Raw genomic sequence first — 16,463 nt, 5'->3', positions numbered from 1 at the left:
ATGACCAACCGCTCTCATTCCTTCCGTATGCCCGACAAGCCTTCGCTGGACGGTATCGAGGCGAAGTGGGTCGACGTATGGGATGAGTCCGGCGTCTACCACTTCGACCGGACCCGCAGCCGCGAGGACGTCTACTCGATCGACACCCCGCCGCCCACGGTCTCGGGTTCGCTGCACATCGGCCACGTGTTCTCCTACACGCACACCGACACCGTCGCGCGCTTCCAGCGGATGAACGGCAAGGCCGTCTTCTACCCCATGGGCTGGGACGACAACGGCCTGCCCACCGAGCGCCGCGTCCAGAACTACTACGGTGTCCGCTGCGACCCCTCGGTCCCCTACGACCCGGACTTCCAGCCGCCGGAGAAGCCCGACCCCAAGCGGCAGATCCCCATCTCCCGGCGCAACTTCATCGAGTTGTGCGACATCCTCACGATCGAGGACGAGAAGGTCTTCGAGTCCATCTGGCGCCGTCTGGGGCTGAGCGTGGACTGGCGGCACACCTACGCCACCATCGACGACAACTCCCGCGCCGCCGCCCAGCGCGCCTTCCTGCGCAACCTGGCCCGGGGCGAGGCCTACATGTCGGAGGCGCCCACCCTGTGGGACGTCACCTTCCGCACCGCCGTCGCGCAGGCCGAACTGGAGGACCGCGAGCGCCCCAGCGCCTACCACAAGGTCGCCTTCCACAAGGGCGACGGCACCCCGGTCCACATCGAGACCACGCGCCCCGAGCTGCTGGCCGCCTGCGTCGCCCTGGTCGCCCACCCCGACGACGAGCGTTACCAGGACCTGTTCGGCACCACCGTGACCACCCCGGTCTTCGGCGTCGAGGTTCCCGTCAGGGTGCACCGCCTCGCCGACCCCGAGAAGGGGTCCGGCATCGCGATGATCTGCACCTTCGGCGACACCACCGACGTCACCTGGTGGCGTGAGCTCCAGCTGGAGACCCGCCCCATCGTCGGCTGGGACGGCCGCATCATCGCCGACCCGCCCAAGGGCGTGGAGTCCGACGCCGCCCGCGAGGCCTACGCCAGGCTGGCCGGGGCCACCGTCCACACCGCGCGTGAGCGCACCGTCGAACTCCTCCGGGAGAGCGGCGACCTCGTCGGTGACCCCAAGCCGATCACCCACCCGGTGAAGTTCTACGAGAAGGGCGACAAGCCCCTCGAGATCGTCACCACCCGCCAGTGGTACATCCGCAACGGCGGCCGGGACGAGGACGTCCGGGCCCAGCTCATCCAGCGCGGCCGTGAGCTCACCTGGTACCCCGAGCACATGCGCCAGCGCTACGAGAACTGGGTCGAGGGCCTCAACGGTGACTGGCTGATCAGCCGCCAGCGCTTCTTCGGCGTCCCGTTCCCGGTCTGGTATCCGCTGGACGCGGACGGCAACCCCGACTACGACCGGCCGCTGCTGCCCACCGAGGACCAGCTGCCCATCGACCCCAGCTCGCAGGCGCCCGCCGGGTACACCGAGGACCAGCGCGGCCAGGCCGGCGGCTTCATGGGCGACCCCGACGTCATGGACACCTGGGCGACCTCCTCGCTGTCCCCCCAGATCGCCTCCGGGTGGGAACGGGACCAGGACCTGTTCGAGCGGGTCTTCCCGATGGACTTCCGCCCGCAGGGCCAGGACATCATCCGCACCTGGCTGTTCTCCACCGTGGTCCGCGCCCACTTCGAGAACGACAGCCTGCCCTGGAGCGCCACGGGCATCTCCGGCTGGATCCTGGACCCGGACCGCAAGAAGATGTCCAAGTCCAAGGGCAACGTCGTCACCCCGGTCGCGCTGCTGGAGAAGTACAGCTCCGACGCGGTCCGGTACTGGGCGGCCAGCGGCCGTCTGGGTACCGACACCGCCATGGACGAGGGCCAGATGAAGGTCGGCCGACGGCTGTCCATCAAGATCCTCAACGCCAGCAAGTTCGTCATGTCCGTGGCCGGTGAGAACGCCACTACCGAAGCCGCCCGGGTCACCGAGCCCCTGGACCGGGCGATGCTGGCCGCGCTGGCCGAGGTGGTCGAGGAGGCCACCGCGGCGTTCGCCGCCTACGACCACACCCGTGCGCTGGAGCGTACCGAGCGCTTCTTCTGGGACTTCTGCGACGACTACCTGGAGCTCGTCAAGACCCGCGCCTACGACACCGGGTCCGCCGAGGGCGCTTCCGCCCGTACCGCGCTGCTCATCGCCCTGGGGGCCCTGCACAAGCTGTTCGCCCCCTTCGTCCCCTTCGTCACCGACGAGGTCTGGAGCTGGTGGCAGGACGGTTCGGTGCACGCCCAGAGCTGGCCCGACGCCGCCGAGTACCGTGCCGCCGCCTCCGGCGGGGACCCGGCCGTCCTGGCCGCGACCGCGGAGGTCCTGCGCGCGGTCCGCAAGGCCAAGTCCGAGGCCAAGCTGTCCATGCGCGCCGAGGTCGACAACGTCAGGGTCCGCGGCAAGCAGGCCGGGTCCGCCCGTGCCGCCGCCACCGACATCGCCGCCGCCGGCCGCGCCGCCGGGATCGATTTCGAGACCACCGACGACAGCGACCTCACCGTCGAGGTGACGCTGCCGGAGCCGACCGAGTAGCGGCACACGGCGGTGCCGTCCGGCACCGACACCCGCGGGGCGGGTCCGGGTTCCTTCCGGGCCCGCCCCGTCGTCGCACCCGGGCAGCGTCCGGAGAGCGATAGGCTCGGCGGATGTGAGTACCTCATCCCTGGAAGGCGGGCGGGTGCCGATCACGGTTCGTCGCCTGGACCCCGGCCTCCCCCTGCCCGAGTACGCCCACCCCGGTGACGCGGGCGCGGACCTGTACGCCGCCACCGACGTCCACCTCGACCCCGGAGAAAGGGTCACCGTCCCCACCGGCCTGGCCATCGCCCTGCCCGAGGGCTACGCGGCCTTCGTGCACCCCCGGTCCGGGCTCGCCGCCCGGTGCGGGATCACGGTCGTCAACGCCCCGGGGACCGTGGACGCCGGATACCGGGGTGAGATCAGGGTGACCCTGCTCAACACCGACACCGACACCCCGGTCAAACTCGCGCGGGGCGACCGGATCGCCCAGATGGTGATCCAGCGCGTGGAGCGGGCGAAGTTCGTCGAGGCGGACACCCTCCCCGACTCGGTGCGCGGTGCGGGCGGTTTCGGTTCGACCGGGGGCCACGCCGCACAGCGGTGAACGTTCCCTGACTCCCCGGTGTGATCCCGGGACCTACGGAAGAAGCGGAGAGGTGAAGGCGTGTTCGGACGCCGCCGCAAGAAGCGGGACGAAGAGACAGAGAGAACCGGGCAGACGGAGGCCCGGCCGAAGCGGCAGGGCGCCGCCGGCGCGGTCTCGTTCGACAACGAGGTCGAGCCGGAGCGTGCTACGGGAGAGCCCGTCAAGGGCGCGGACCAGTACCGGCGGACCGGGCCGTGGGACTCCACCGAGGACGCCCCCGAAGCCAACCGGATGGACCTGGGCAGCATGCTGCTGCCGATGGAGCAGGGCACCGAGATCCAGGTGAACGTGGCCCAGGACAAGCAGAACAAGCAGAAGATCATCGGGGTCACCCTGGTGCGCGGCAAGACCGCGCTGCAGGTGCAGCCCTTCGCGGCCCCCAAGTCCTCCGGGCTGTGGGAGGAGATGCGTGAGGAACTGCGCGAGCAGGTCACCAAACAGGGCGGCAAGGTCGAGGACCACGACGGAACCTTCGGCCCCGAGCTCCAGGCGCTCATCCCCATCAAGGGGAAGAAGACCGAGGACGGCAAACAGCTGGGCCAGCGCGTGCGCTTCATCGGGGTGGACGGCCCCCGATGGGTCCTGCGCGGGGTGATCCGCGGCGAGGGCGCGAGCAAGCCCGAGATGATGTCCGAGGTCGAGCAGCTCTTCGCCAACATCGTCGTGGTGCGCGGTGAGCAGCCTGTGCCGCCCAGCGAGCTGCTGCAGATCACGGTGCCGAAGAAGATCCAGGAGCAGATGGCGGCCGCCGCCAGACAGCGCGCCGCCCAGCAGGCGGCCCAGAGCGGAAACGCGGGCAGCTCGCCCAACGGTTCCGCCGACGGCCCCGCCAGCGGCGCCTGAGGAGGGGCCGGAGGAGACCGGTGGTTTCCGCGGGGTCGGCCTGTGTACAACCGTGTCCGGGGGTGCGCCGTTCCGTAGTGTGTGTTTCATGGCACAGACGACGCAGAACAGCGCACCCCGGCCGCTTCCCGAGGACTGGGACCGGGCCCTGGCCGTGGTGGCCCACCCCGACGACCTGGAGTTCGGCGCCTCCTCGGCGATCCACCGGTGGACCTCCCAGGGCAAGGACGTGGTCGAACTCCTGGTCACCAAGGGCGAGGCCGGGATCGACACGTTGGATCCCGGGGCCTGCGGGCCCCTGCGGATGGCCGAACAGCGTGCCTCGGCCGCTGCGGTCGGTGCGGCCGAGGTGGAGTTCCTGGACTTCCCCGACGGCACCGTGGAGTACGGTCTGCCGCTGCGCAGGGCGCTGGCCGGGGCGATCCGGCGGCACAGACCCGACGTGGTCCTCTCCATCAACTTCCGTGAGTTCTTCGGTGGCGGCAGCGGGTTCAACCACGCCGACCACCGGGTCCTGGGCCCCGCCCTGCTGGACTCGGTCCGCGACGCCGCCAACCGGTGGGTGTTCACCGAACAGCTGGTCGAGGGCGCGGAGCCCTGGCCGGGTGTGCGTTTCGCGGCCTTCGCCGCGGCTCCCGACCCCACCCACTTCGTGGAACTGGGGGAGCAGGACCTCGCGGCGGGCATCGCCTCCCTGGACGCGCACGAGGTGTACCTGGCCAACCTGGACGGTTTCGACCAGAAGACCTTTCTGCGGGAGAGTGCTCTGCGTGCGGGGGAGTGGGCGGGCGTACCGTTGGCCACCTCCTTCGAGGTATTCGACACCTGAGCTCCGGGTTCCGGAGCCGAGCCCCCACGGGAGGGAGCGCCATGGGCGCAAGGAGGAGCAGGGCAGGCCGGGTCCTGCTGTGGACACTGGCCGCGGTGACGGCGCTGCTGCTCGTCGCCGGGGCGGCCTTCGCCGTCTGGGTGCTGAACCCGTACCAGGCGGAGCCGGAGCCGCTGGCCCGCGCCGCGGACGACCCGGCGGTCCTGGTGGAGCACCGTGAGGACGCCGTGCTGATCGCCCCCGCCGAGAACCCGTCGGGGACCGGGGTGGTCTTCTACTCGGGGGCGCGGGTGGAGGCCGACGCCTACGCGGCGGTCTGGGCGCCGGTGGTCGCCGAGACGGGGCTCACGGTGGTCCTGCCCGACCTGCGCCTGAACCTGGCCCTGCTCGACTCCGCCCGGGCCGAGACCGCCGTGGCAGAGGCCCCCGGCGTGGAGACCTGGTACCTGGGCGGGCACTCCATGGGCGGGGCCTTCGCCGCGCAGCACCTGGGCAGCGGGGACGGAGCCACCGACTGGGAGGGGCTGGTGCTGTGGGCCTCCTACGCGGTGGCCGCCGCCGACCTGGCCGATCGCGAGGACCTGCGGGTGCTTTCGGTGGCGGGGGGACGTGACGGCGTGCTCACCTCGGAGAAGATAGCCGAACAGAGACCCAACCTGCCCGAGGATGCCGCCATGGAGGTGATCGAGGGCATGAACCACGCCCAGTTCGGCTCCTACGGGCATCAGGCCGGGGACGGAGAACCGGAACTGACCGACGAACAGGCGCACCAGGCCCTGGCCGAGGTCACCGGCGCCTTCCTCGCCCCCTCCTGACCGGGCGACCGGTAGGGAACGGTTCAGGCGTCGGTGGCCCGGGCCGACCCGGGGTCCACCGGGTCGGCGACCCTTCCGGTGAACAGGACCGTCCCCCTGCGGCGCAGCACGAACCGGAAGGGCTGGTCCACCAGGAACTCCTTGGGCCTGGACGGGATCGCGGCCGACATCACCATGACGGCGGCGGTGGCGGCGGCGCCCTCCGCCCCCTTCTCGTCCACGCGCAGCACGGCCTGGTGCACGATGGCGTCGACCCTGAGCGGTTCGCTGCTGATCCCGCCGAAGTCGGCGTCGTCGGTGGCCAGGGTGCGCACCCTGGCGGGGACTGCGGCCAGGGGATCGAGCAGCGTCGTCTCGGTCTGGACGGCGAAGCGCGGCAGTGCCAGGCTCACCTGCTCGTTCCGGCTCGCCCGGTACAGTCCCAGCAGGTTCCTGGGGGTCAACGGCGGAGCCTGGGCCCGTTGTCTCCCCGGTGCGGCGGGGATGATCACGTCCAGCGCCAGCCCCTGCGCGCCCTCCAGGGTCACCATGCGCAGGCCCGCGTGCTCGGCCAGGTCCATGCGGCCGGTGCGCCGCATGGTGGGGACCCGGCGGGTGCCCCCCGGAGCGTGGAAGGCGCGTTCGCGGGTCCGGGACACCTCGAAGGGTTCGCTCCACATCAGCTTCACCCACAGGGCGTTGACCAGGAGCATGCGAAGGTCGGGGTGGACGGTGCCGGGTGAGAGCAGTTCGGGGACCAGGCCCCGGGTGACCTCCTCGACCCGGCCGTTGATTCTGCCGCGCACGCCCTCGCTGTCGCCCCGGAAGTCGACCCGGTCCACCTCGGCGGCGGGCCGGGACCGCACCCGGTCCTCGAAGTCCGGGCGCAGCGGCAGGTCCGCGGGCACGTACAACCCGTTGAGAGAGGCCAGGTCCAGTTCGGCGGGCCCCTCGACCGCCTCGTTCAGGGCGGCCAGGTGCTCCCCGGGGTCACCGTGCACCGGTGCGAACAGGTCCACCAGTTCCTGCCGGGTCCGGCCCCCGGCCCCCGCGGCCAGCAGGCCGAGCACGGATCCGACGGAGTAGGGCGACCACACGTGGGAGGCCTCCCCGAGAGCCAGCTCCCGGTCCAGCCCGAGGGTGAAGCGGGCGTGCTCTTCCTGCGGCTCGTCCCGTGCGGTGGTGTCCAACGGTGGCTCCTGGAGAAAGGGGTCGGAGTCGCCAGCGTACGGAACGGGGACGCGGCCGCGCCAGCGCCGGGCCGCGCCGCCGCAGCCCGCAGGCCCGGTTCTGGTGCAGGTCGAAGTCCTCCTCCCCGCGATGCGGCTTCCCGTCGGAATTCGGTGCGAAAGGTCGACGGGCTGTTCGGTGTCACCCGCGCCACCGCGCACCGCTGGTTCCAGGCCCGGACCGAGATGGGCCTATGGCCCACGAGCTACCGCGCCATCCTGTGGTGCGGGGTGTCCCCGCAGTGCGCTCGCGCCGCGGGCCTCGCAGGCGCCGCCCGGCCAAGCTCCACGGAGACAAGGCGTACCACTCCCGTGACCGGCGCCGATGGCTGCACGAGCGCCAGGTCGGGGTGCGCATCGCCCGTCCTGGTATCGAGTCCTCACAGCGTCTGGGGCGGCATCGGTACAAGGTCGAGCGCTCGATCGCCCGGCTGGGCTCCTACCGCAGGCTGAACGTGCGCTGGGAGCGCAAGGCCTCCACCTTCCTGGCAATGCTCGGCATCGCCTGCGTCTTCGTCTGCTGCAAGTACCTGGTTGAGCATGCCGACGGCTTTTGAGATGAGCTCTGGCGCGGGGGCCGGTCGGCCGGTCCGTGCGGGCTCCGGGGCGGCGGCCGTCGGCGCCAGGGGTGGGAGGGCGGTGCGTTGTCACCGATAGAAGTCGGTGAAACACCGAGCGTGCCCGGTCATGACTCACGTAGGGTGGTGGATCATGGGCGGCGGCCCTCGGGCCCCACAGCGATAACCGGACCGGGAGCGGGATGACTGAGCAGCAGCGGGCCTCCGACGAGGCGGCCCAGGCCGAGGACCGGACGGGCGAGCCCGTCGTCACCGAGGGGACGGTCGAGGCCCTGGTCCGGACCAAGCTCGCCGAATCCCTGGGCGGCAAACGCGGCATGGTCGAGGCGGCCGTTCCGACACTCACCTTCACGCTCTCCTACATCCTCAGCTCCGAACTGCGGACGTCGATCCTGCTCGGTGTGGGAGCCGCCCTGCTCCTGGGGGTGGTCCGGCTGGTGCAGCGCTCCTCGGTGCAGTACGTGCTCACCAGCCTCTTCGGTATCGGTATCGCCGCGATCTTCGCGATGCGCAGCGGCAACGCCGAGGACGCCTTCCTGCCCGGCATCATCTACAACGCGGTCTACGCGGTGGTGCTGAGCATCTCGGTGCTGGTGCGCTGGCCCGCCATCGGCCTGATGATCGGCCCGTTCATCGGACACAGGGAGGACTTCACCTCCTGGCGCGGCAACCCCGCCGTGGTCAGGCTGGCCTCCCGGCTGACCTGGCTGCTGGTGCTGCCGTGCATCATCCGGGTCCTGGTCCAGTACCCGCTCTGGCTCGCCGCGACCAACGACTGGGCCGACACCTTCGCCCTGCTGGGCCTGTCCAAGGTCGCCATGGGGTGGCCGCTCCAGGTGGCCGCGTTCGCGGGCATGGTGTGGGTGCTGGCCCGCGGCCGCACCCCGCTGGAGCGGGAACAGGACACCGAAGAGCCCCGGAGCGGGTCCGCCGAGCAGACCGGGGACCGCTGAGGGCTCAGCTCCCGGCGTCCCCTCCGGGCCCGTCCACCGGCCCCAACAGCTCCTCCAAGGGGCCCAACGCGTCCGGTTCGGCCAGGAACACCACGGTGTTGCCCACCGCCAGGGTCCGCCCGGGGTCCGGTGGGCGCACCCCGCCCGGGCCGACCACCGCGACCAGCGCCACCCCCTCCGGCAGCGCACCCGTCAGCTCGCTCTCCAGGCCGCTCACGAACGGGCTCTGCGCGTGCAGTACCGACTCGGCGATCTCCGCGCCCGGCAGCGGGGGCAGAGCGCCCTCCTCCGGGAGGTCCTCCTCCGCGGGGACGCCCTCGACCAGGTCCGCGATCAGCCGGGGCGGGGAGACCGCCAGGTCCACCCCCCAGGAGTCGTTGAACAGCCACTCGTTGTCCGGGTCGTTGATCCGGGCGATCACCCGGTCCACCCCGAACTCGGTCTTGGCGAGCAGGGACACGACCAGGTTCACCTTGTCGTCGCTGCTGGCCGCGACGACCACGTCGAAGTCGCCCAACCGGGCGTCCTCCAGGGTGGCCAGCTCACAGGCGTCCGCCAGCAGCCACTCCACCTGGGGGAGGTCGTCGACGCCGATCGCCCGGGTGTCCCGGTCGATCAGCAGGACCTCGTGCCCGCTGCCCGCCAGCTCCGTGGCGATGGAGCGGCCCACGCTCCCGGCACCCGCGATCGCGATCCGCATCTCACCCACGCCCCGTCTCGTCCTCGTGCCGCTCACCCAGCCGTTCGACCAGGCCCTCCATCTCCCGGCTGTGCGCCACCACGTGCAGCACGTCTCCGCTGGCGAGTCGCTCCCGGGGGCGGGCCAGCGTGATGCGGCCCTCCCGGACCAGGTACACCACACGCAGCGAGGAGTCCTCCTCCAGGGCGATGACGGTCTCACCCGCCCAGCGCTCCGGCAGGGTGAGTTCGTTCATGCTCAGACTGCCCGAGGCGTCCTGCCATTCGGGTACCGCGGTGAGTCGGTCGTCACCGGGCACGACCCGGCGCAGGATCGCGTCGGCGGTCCAGCGCACGGTCGCCACCGTGGGAATGCCCAGACGCTGGTAGACCTCCGCGCGGCGGGGGTCGTAGATCCGCGCCACCACGTTCTGGACGCCGAACGCCTCCCGGGCCACCCTGGCCGAGATGATGTTCGAGTTGTCGCCGTTGCTGACGGCGGCGAAGGCCGCGGCCCGGTCGATACCGGCGCTGAGCAGTACCTCGCGGTCGTGTCCGACACCGCGTACGGAGTGTTTGGCCACGGCGGTGCGGAGCCTGCGGAACGCCTCGGGGTCCTGGTCGATCACCGCCACGGAGTGGCCCAGGTCCACCAACGTGTGCGCCAGGGTGGAACCCACCCGGCCGCACCCCATGATCACGATGTGCACCTCGACCGCACTCCCGTCGACCTCGCCGTCCGACCCGGGGCACGGAGTAGTCGAACATGCCCCGACAGCTACACCTTGGCACACATCACCCGCGCACGTGCGCCCGCCCCGGCTCCGCGGTGTTCGGACCAGCACGTGTGGTGCTCCGAGGCCGGTAGATTGGGGCTGGTTGGTGGCTGTGCGCGCAGGGTCACCCTTCACACGACCCGACCAGCGAAGGACGCCGCCATGAGCCTTGTGGGAAACGAATTCGAACTGACCGTGGACGATGTCGCACACGGGGGGTGGTGTGTGGGCCGCCACGGCGACCAGGTCGTCTTCGTCCGCCACACGCTGCCCGGCGAGCGGGTCCGGGTACGCGTCACCGAACAGACCACCCGGTTCCTGCGCGGGGAGGCCGTCGAGGTCCTCACCGCCTCCCCGGACCGGGTCGAGGCGCCCTGCGTGTTCTCCGGCCCCGGGATGTGCGGCGGCTGCGACTGGCAGCACGCCTCCCTGGAGTCGCAGCGCCGGATGAAGGGCAGGGTCGTCGCCGACCAGCTCAGCCGCATCGCCGGGATCGACCGCGAGGTCGAGGTGGAGGAGCTGCCCGGCACCCCTGACGGCCTGGGCTGGCGCACCCGGGTGCGTTTCGCCGTGGACGAGGACGGCAACGCCGGTCTGCGCCGCCACCGCTCCCACGACATCGAACCGGTCGACCGCTGCCTGATCGCACACCCCGGCGTCACCGAACTCGGCGTGACCGAGGTCAAGTGGGAGGGCGTCAAGGACGTCGAGGCCGTGGCCTCCGCCACCCGCGCCGACCGCGCCGTCGTGGTCACCCCCACCACCGCCAAGCTCGGAGCCCTGCCCGAACTCAAGGCCTCCAGCGCGGTGCTGCGCCGCTTCAAGGGCGGACGGGTGCAGTCGGTGCGCGGCCGCAAGGGTGTGCGCGAGGACGTGTCCGGGCGCGAGTACCGCGTCGGTGCGGGCGGCTTCTGGCAGGTCCACCCGGCGGCGCCGGAGACCCTGAGCGCGGCCGTCCTGGCGGGTCTGGAGCCCAAGCCCGGCGAGACCGCCCTGGACCTGTACTGCGGAGCGGGCCTGTTCACCGGTGCGCTCGCCGAGGCCGTGGGCGCCGAGGGGCGCGTGATGGGCGTCGAGAACGGCGAGCACGCGGTCCGGGACGCCCAGTACAACCTGAAGGACCTGCCGCAGGTCCGGGTCGAGCGCGCCGACGTGGTCAAGCAGATGCGTGAGTGGGCCGACGTGCGCGCCGACATCGTTGCCCTCGACCCGCCGCGCGCGGGCGTCGGTGTCGAGGTCGTCCGCAAGATCGCTGGCATGAAGCCGCGCCGGATCGCCTACGTCTCCTGCGACCCCGCGACCCTGGCCCGCGACCTCGCCGAGTTCGGCCGCTCCGGCTACCGGCTGGTGGACCTGCGCGCCTTCGACGCGTTCCCGATGACCCACCACATCGAGTGCCTGGCCGTCCTCGAACCGGTCAAGCTGGCCCGCCGCCACCGCGAGGCCGCCGAGACCGAGTAGGCCCCGCGGTCCCACCACGAGGAGAACGCCCGGAAGCGCCAAGCTCCCGGGCGTTCTCCTCGTCCGCGGCCGCCATACGCGGCCGGGCCCCGTCCGGTCAGCCCCTACGGCGGGGGAGCGGGACCCTCAGGACGGCGAGACCCAGGGCGAGCACGACCAGCCCTGCCCAGGAGACCAGCGGTAGCCGTTCGCCGACCAGGGCCACACCCAGCAGGGCGGCCACGGCCGGTTCGGCCAGGCTGAGGGTGGTCGCCGTCGCGGCCGGTGTGTGCCGTAGGCCGTGACCGAACAGCCAGTAGGCCAGGAACACGGTGAACAGGGCCAGGTGCAGGGCGACCAGTGCCCCGTTGGCCGTGGCCAGCCAGGCGGTGCCCGCGGCCAGCACGACGGGGAGCACGAGGAGGCCGCCACCCGCGAACATGGTGCCCATCACCGCCCCGGAGGTGTGCCCGCGCCGGATCAGCTTCTCGGCGATGACCGCGTACAGGGAGTAGGAGAACCCGGCGGCCAGGGCCAGGAGCACGCCCAGGACGTTCACCGAGCTCTCGGCGCCGGTGAACCCCGGGCCCAGGACGAGTACGGCGCAGCCCAGTACGGCCGCGACGGTCGCCACCAGCCACCGCGCGGTGGGCCGGGCCCGCTCCGTCCCCCAGGCCAGCAGGCCGGAGAACACGGGTGCGCTGCCCAGGGTGATGACCGTGCCGACGGCCACCCCCGCGTTGGCGACCGCGGGGTAGAAGGCCAGCGGGTACCCGGCCACCGCCGCCGCACCCAGCAGGAGCATCCGGCGGGTGCCGCGGTCGGCTCCGGCCACCAGCGCGGTGGACCCCTTGCCGAACAGGAACAGCAGGATCCCGCCGAGGACGAGTCCCGCCGAGCCGACCGCGGCGGGGTGCGCCTCGGCGGGGGCGAAGGAGCTGGCGGTTCCGGTGGTGCCCCACAGGACGGCGGCCCCGAGGACCGGCAGCGGCCCGGAGCCCGGGCGGGCGAGGCGGGAACGGGCGGACGGCCGGTCCGCGGCCGTGGAGGTGGTGTGCTCTGGCACGTGCTTGCTCTCGTCTCCGTGCGTCGGGAACTGGTCCGAGGGCGGGCGCACGAAGGACCCGGCCCGGGCGCGCGGAGGCGGGGCCGCGGGGTCTCCGGGGTTCAGCCGGTGCGCCCGATCAGGCGCACAGCGGCGGAAGGACCTTGTGCCAGTGGTAGTTCACGCCCCCACGGTAACGCGAGGCGACCGAACGCGGAGCAGGGGGCGGGTCAGCCGCAGTCGGGGAAGGGGAACTCCGTCCAGCTCAGCACCTCCTCCTCCGACCAGACGCTCCTCTGCCAGTCCGCTTCGGGGAACTCGGCGGACCCCGGATCGGGCAGGTCCAGAAGTTCCGTGAGTTCCCCCGGGCCGGTGCCCGGATCGGTCAGGGTGTCCCAGTGCTCCTCCAGGACCGCGGTGACGCGCTCCCGGGGCAGGTCCATGAGCGCATGGGCCAGGGCGAAACCGTCCGAGTCGGCGTCGAACCGGGTCAGCAGGCTGTCCGCCACGCTGATCCGGTCCCGCCGGGAGAGTCCCTCGTCCGCGGAGGCCAACCAGGCGCCCACCGCCAGCCTGGCCTGACCGGCCGCGGAGCACGGCTCCTCGCGGTCCCTGGGCAGGCCGACGAGCAGCACGGCGGCATCGACGGACACGCCCTCGCGGGAGAACTCCATCTCCGTGTCCCAGTACTCGGTCACGATGACCGAGTACTCGGGCGGGTCGGAGTGCAGGGATCTGCGGATGTGGCCCCCGGCCTGCCACACCGCGAGCACGCGGGGGCGTACGCGCTCGGGTGCCGCCGCGACGACGGGCCCCAGGGCGGCGTGCCAGTACTCCACCCACGACTCGTAGCCGGGCAGGGGGCAGTACGCCACCCCGTCCCGGGTCCGGCACGGGGCGCTCTCCGTTCCGTGCAGCTGGTCGACCGAGAACTCGGCGTCGAAGGGGAAGGCCCGGTTCGCCTGTACTCCGGTCACCGCGATCACCACGGCCAGCAGCGCGCTCACGGCCGCAGTGACGGGCCGTACGCCCCTGCCGTCGTCCCTCCGGGCCATGGCGGCGCTCAGGAGGAGGGCCGCCAACAGGGCGTTGAGTAACAGGTACAGCACCGCCAGAGCGGTCACCCCGGGTGTGGTGACCGGCAGGGGCTCCACCACGGAGCGCGCGGCCGTCTCCACCCGGTTGACGATCACGTCCGCCCTCCTGCCCACGGTCGTGGACGTGTACACCAGGTAGGCCGGGATCAGCAGAACGAACGCGATCAGGGGCGCGAAGGAGCGCGTCCAGACCACGGTGGTCAGCGCGGCCAGGGGGCCGAACCAGCTCGTCACGATCACGCCGGGGACGGCGTACGGGCTCAGCACCCCGGCTATCGGCACCGGGACGCGTACCAGGTACCCGACTATCTGGATCGCCGTGCACACCGAGGCCAGCGCCACCGCGGCCAGAGCCAACGACAACAGGCGGGCACGCGGGGACAGGGGCAGAGCCAACCCCGCCGAGTGGCGTACCTCGCGGATCGCGGGAAAACTCGTGACCACGAACATGACCACGGCCACGCACATCGCCTGGTACACGCAGTACCGGTGGAAGCCGCTCGCCGTCGGTAGGGTCAGCATCTGGCTTGTCAGTGCCGGGGCGAACAGGGCCGGGGGCATGGTGAGGAAGAAGACGGGGCTGGTCACCAGGTGCCGGAGGTTGAACAGGGTCAACCGCCCGAACGTGGAGCCCGTGCTCACCGGGTCTTCCTTCCCGCGCCGGTGAACAGCAGGTAGGCGTCCTCCAACGACGGCTCCACCGGGACCCCGGCGGTGGAGTCCGGGTTCTCGGTGCCCTCCGGTACGAGCACCCGGTAGCGGCCGTCCGCCAACCGCCAGGAGGTCACGCCCTCGGCGGGACGCGAGCCCTGTTCCCAGACCCGCCCCCTGGCCCGGCTGACCAGCTCGTCCGGGGTGCCGTCGAAGACCACCCGGCCCGCGTCCAGGCACAGGACCCGGCGGCACAGGGCCGCCACGTCCTCGATCTGGTGCGTGGACAGCACCACCGTGCTGCGCGCCGCCAGTTCGGAGACCAGGTCGCGGAACCGGATGCGCTGCTCGGGGTCGAGGCCGATGGTGGGTTCGTCGAGCAGGAGGAGTTCGGGGTCGCCGAGGAGGGCGGAGGCCAGGCCCAGGCGCTGGCGCATCCCCCCGGACAGGCGGCGGACCCTGCTGTGTCTGCGGTCGTACAGGTCGACCCTGCGCATGGCGCGCCGTACCTCGTCGTGGCGCTCCCTGCGCCCGCCCAGCTCCTTGAGGACCGCGACGTAGTCCAACAGTCCGAACACGGTGAAGTGCGGGTAGAAGGAGGGCGACTGCGGCAGGTAGCCCATGCGCCGGCGGATCTCGGTGCGGTCGGCCGCCTGTTCGGGGTCGCGGCCCAGCACACGCACCTCGCCCCCGGTGGCTTCCAGATCGGTGGCCAGGCAGCGCAGCAGCGTGGTCTTGCCCGCGCCGTTGCGGCCCAGCAGCCCCGTCACCCCCGGCCCCAGGTCGAGGTCGATCCCGGCCAGGGCCCGGCGGGTCCCGTAGCTGCGGACCAGTCCGCGCACACTCACCCCGGTCGCCGTCGTGTCCATCGTCATACGGTCCTCATCCGGAGCAGGATCGCGCCCGCCAGCAGGGTGAGCGCCGCGGCCCAGCCCGACTGGGCGGTGGGGGAGAAGAGCAGCAGCGGGTCGAGTTCCTCGGCGATGCCGAGTACTCCCACGGTGAGCAGCCATCCGGCCCCGAGGAGGCCGCCCGCCAGGCTCAGGGGCATCCAGCGGCTCAGCGACAGGCAGCCGGCGACCATGGCCAGTGCGGGGAGCAGCCAGAAGACCGCCTCCCACAGGGTCGAGGTCGAGGGCATCAGGGCCGCTGCGGCGGTGCACAGGGTCAGCGCCGGCACCAGCACGGCGCTGGTCCGCAGGAAGAGGAGGCGGTAGCCGGCCAGGGGGGTCACCGAGGTCAGGCTGTGGGCCGGATCCACCCACCGGCCGTAGGCGAGGGCCACGCCGAGCAGGGGCACCACCGGTGCGGTGAAGGAGAACAGCAGTGAGCCGCGGGGCAGCTCGTGGGCGACGGTCAGGGCCGTGGCGAGTACGAGCACGGTGGCGGTCAGCCAGGCGCGGTAGAGCTGGGGGGTGGCCGCCAGTAGCTTGGCGGTGTTCTCGCGCAGGCCGAGGACGGACAGCAGGCGTTCGAGGGGGCCGCGGCGGGGCCGGTCGACGATGTCGCGCAGGTTCGCCCAGCTCCGGTCCAGCCAGGCTTCGTCCGCGGGCAGCAGGTCGCGGCAGCGGGCACAGTGCATCAGGTGGGCCTCCGCGGACATGGCGGTGACGTCGTCGGCGGTGTGGGCCGCGTACTGGTGGAGTTGGTCGTGGGTCAGGTGCCAGCTCATGTGGTCAGTGCCTCCCGTAGCCGCGCCTTGGCGCGCATGACCCGTGTCTTCACGGTTCCTTCGGGTATCCGGAGGATCTCCGCCGCCTCCCGCACGGTCAGGCCGTCGAGCACGGTGGCCTGGATCGCCGAGCGCAGTTCGGGGGAGAGCTCGTGCAGGGCGGCGCCCAGCGGCCCGTGCTCGATGTTGAGCAGCACGGTGTCCTCGGCGGAGGCGTCGCCGATGGTCTCGTACGGTTCGGGGGTACTGTCGGCGATCCACCGGTTGGCGCGTTTGCGCAGCTGTGAGATGAGCTGGCGGATCGCGATGGTCCACAGCCAGGCCCCGGCGTCGCTGTCGCCCGGGCGCGGGGTGAAGGAACCGGCGTTGCGCCACACCGCGAGGAAGGTCTCCTGCAGGGCGGCGTCGAGTTGGTCGGGGTCGGAACAGCGGTAGCGCAGACGCGTACGCAGCCAGGGGGCGTGCCTCCGGTGCAGGATCTCCAGGGCGTCGGTCTCCCCGGCCGCCACGGCTGACAGCAGCACCGGGTCGGTGCTGTCGGGTCCGTAGGAGGGGGTACGGCGTCGTGCGCGGCGGAGAAGCTTCACGTGGGGTGCTATCGCGGCTCGGGGGCGGAACGGTTCAGCTACGGGGAGGCGGGGCGGGCGAGGCCCTGACCACGGCTTTTCCA

16 protein-coding genes are annotated in these 16,463 nt (G+C 72.0%); 8 read left to right on the top strand and 8 right to left on the bottom strand.

Annotated features, from left to right (window positions below; translation table 11 throughout):
- The 5 genes from valS (at nt 1) to IE195_RS13300 (ending at nt 5,695) form a co-directional block, all read left to right on the top strand.
- Entirely contained in the window at nt 1-2,574 is a 2,574-nt protein-coding gene (gene valS, locus IE195_RS13320; RefSeq protein ID WP_191271190.1) for a valine--tRNA ligase, read from the top strand.
- A 115-nt stretch (nt 2,575-2,689) separates the two neighbouring features.
- Entirely contained in the window at nt 2,690-3,166 is a 477-nt protein-coding gene (gene dut / locus IE195_RS13315; RefSeq protein ID WP_191271188.1) for a dUTP diphosphatase, read from the top strand.
- A gap of 60 nt (nt 3,167-3,226) precedes the next feature.
- Nucleotides 3,227-4,051 (top strand): DUF3710 domain-containing protein, encoded by an 825-nt coding sequence (locus IE195_RS13310; protein WP_191271186.1) that lies wholly within the window; start codon nt 3,227-3,229, stop codon nt 4,049-4,051.
- Between the two features lie 88 nt (nt 4,052-4,139).
- On the top strand, nt 4,140-4,880 hold the full coding sequence (locus IE195_RS13305) for a PIG-L deacetylase family protein (protein WP_191271184.1): 741 nt from the start codon (nt 4,140-4,142) through the stop codon (nt 4,878-4,880).
- Nucleotides 4,881-4,921: 41 nt separating this feature from the next.
- A complete protein-coding gene (locus IE195_RS13300) occupies nt 4,922-5,695 on the top strand; it encodes an alpha/beta hydrolase (protein WP_191271182.1) in 774 nt (257 codons plus the stop codon).
- Between the two features lie 23 nt (nt 5,696-5,718).
- On the opposite strand, the gene IE195_RS13295 is transcribed toward IE195_RS13300, so the two are convergent.
- Nucleotides 5,719-6,864 carry a serpin family protein gene (locus IE195_RS13295; RefSeq protein WP_191271180.1) on the bottom strand — a complete coding sequence of 382 codons (1,146 nt, stop codon included), beginning with the start codon at nt 6,862-6,864 and terminating at the stop codon, nt 5,719-5,721.
- A gap of 233 nt (nt 6,865-7,097) precedes the next feature.
- On the opposite strand from IE195_RS13295, the gene IE195_RS13290 reads away from it, so the two are divergent.
- Both IE195_RS13290 and IE195_RS13285 read left to right on the top strand, forming a co-directional pair.
- Nucleotides 7,098-7,460 carry a transposase gene (locus tag IE195_RS13290; RefSeq protein WP_191271178.1) on the top strand — a complete coding sequence of 121 codons (363 nt, stop codon included), beginning with the start codon at nt 7,098-7,100 and terminating at the stop codon, nt 7,458-7,460.
- Between the two features lie 203 nt (nt 7,461-7,663).
- Nucleotides 7,664-8,434 carry a DUF3159 domain-containing protein gene (locus IE195_RS13285; protein ID WP_191271176.1) on the top strand — a complete coding sequence of 257 codons (771 nt, stop codon included), beginning with the start codon at nt 7,664-7,666 and terminating at the stop codon, nt 8,432-8,434.
- A gap of 4 nt (nt 8,435-8,438) precedes the next feature.
- Here the strand turns inward: IE195_RS13285 and IE195_RS13280 are convergent, their stop codons facing one another.
- Both IE195_RS13280 and IE195_RS13275 read right to left on the bottom strand, forming a co-directional pair.
- The gene (locus tag IE195_RS13280) at nt 8,439-9,143 is read right to left on the bottom strand and encodes a potassium channel family protein (protein WP_191271174.1); all 705 of its coding nucleotides are present in this window, start codon (nt 9,141-9,143) and stop codon (nt 8,439-8,441) included.
- Entirely contained in the window at nt 9,136-9,822 is a 687-nt protein-coding gene (locus IE195_RS13275) for a potassium channel family protein (RefSeq protein ID WP_191271172.1), read from the bottom strand. The genes IE195_RS13280 and IE195_RS13275 overlap by 8 nt, the downstream gene beginning before the upstream one ends.
- A 228-nt stretch (nt 9,823-10,050) precedes the next feature.
- Between IE195_RS13275 and IE195_RS13270 the strand changes: the two genes are divergently transcribed.
- Complete coding sequence (locus tag IE195_RS13270) at nt 10,051-11,349, top strand: class I SAM-dependent RNA methyltransferase (protein ID WP_191271170.1); 1,299 nt, start codon at nt 10,051-10,053, stop codon at nt 11,347-11,349.
- A 97-nt stretch (nt 11,350-11,446) separates the two neighbouring features.
- Here IE195_RS13270 and IE195_RS13265 read toward each other — a convergent pair whose 3' ends face one another.
- From IE195_RS13265 to IE195_RS13245, 5 genes are all read right to left on the bottom strand, one after another.
- On the bottom strand, nt 11,447-12,394 hold the full coding sequence (locus IE195_RS13265) for an EamA family transporter (RefSeq protein WP_191271168.1): 948 nt from the start codon (nt 12,392-12,394) through the stop codon (nt 11,447-11,449).
- 209 nt (nt 12,395-12,603) lie between these two features.
- Nucleotides 12,604-14,112 (bottom strand): hypothetical protein, encoded by a 1,509-nt coding sequence (locus IE195_RS13260; RefSeq protein ID WP_191271166.1) that lies wholly within the window; start codon nt 14,110-14,112, stop codon nt 12,604-12,606.
- Nucleotides 14,109-14,996, bottom strand: coding sequence for an ATP-binding cassette domain-containing protein (locus tag IE195_RS13255; RefSeq protein WP_191271164.1), 888 nt, complete (start codon nt 14,994-14,996; stop codon nt 14,109-14,111). The genes IE195_RS13260 and IE195_RS13255 overlap by 4 nt, the downstream gene beginning before the upstream one ends.
- The gene (locus IE195_RS13250) at nt 14,993-15,793 is read right to left on the bottom strand and encodes a zf-HC2 domain-containing protein (protein WP_191271162.1); all 801 of its coding nucleotides are present in this window, start codon (nt 15,791-15,793) and stop codon (nt 14,993-14,995) included. Before IE195_RS13250 ends, IE195_RS13255 begins: the two co-directional genes overlap by 4 nt.
- A complete protein-coding gene (locus IE195_RS13245; protein ID WP_191271160.1) occupies nt 15,790-16,380 on the bottom strand; it encodes an RNA polymerase sigma factor in 591 nt (196 codons plus the stop codon). Before IE195_RS13245 ends, IE195_RS13250 begins: the two co-directional genes overlap by 4 nt.
- Between the last annotated feature and the right edge of the window lie 83 nt (nt 16,381-16,463).

This window comes from Nocardiopsis terrae (genome assembly GCF_014651695.1).
In the GTDB taxonomy this organism is placed as follows: domain Bacteria; phylum Actinomycetota; class Actinomycetes; order Streptosporangiales; family Streptosporangiaceae; genus Nocardiopsis; species Nocardiopsis terrae.
Note: the sequence above shows the minus strand (reverse complement) of the source record. Positions and strands in the feature narration are given on the sequence as shown.